Origin of the sequence: Bacillus sanguinis, assembly GCF_018332475.1 — a bacterium.
In the GTDB taxonomy this organism is placed as follows: Bacteria; Bacillota; Bacilli; order Bacillales; family Bacillaceae_G; genus Bacillus_A; species Bacillus_A sanguinis.
Genome location: NZ_BOQB01000609.1, coordinates 1 through 277, shown reverse-complemented (window position 1 = coordinate 277; position 277 = coordinate 1). Strand labels below are relative to the sequence as shown.

1 protein-coding gene is annotated in these 277 nt (G+C 37.9%); it reads left to right on the top strand.

Annotation, left to right across the window (positions count from 1 at the left end; genetic code table 11):
- A partial coding sequence (locus KI369_RS28840) for a non-specific DNA-binding protein Hbs (RefSeq protein ID WP_212959040.1) occupies positions 1 to 266 on the top strand: 266 nt, incomplete at its 5' end.
- Positions 267 to 277 lie beyond the last annotated feature (11 nt).

Below are 277 nucleotides of genomic sequence, written 5' to 3'. Positions count from 1 at the left end.
AAACAGAATTAATTAAAAATGTAGCACAATCAGCTGATATTTCTCAAAAGGATGCTTCTGCAGCTGTACAATCTGTATTTGACACAATTGCTACTGCATTACAGTCTGGCGATAAAGTTCAATTAATCGGCTTTGGAACTTTTGAAGTACGCGAAAGATCTGCTCGTACAGGACGTAACCCGCAAACTGGCGAAGAAATTCAAATCGCTGCTGGTAAAGTTCCTGCATTTAAAGCAGGTAAAGAGTTAAAAGAAGCTGTGAAATAAACAAGAAACCA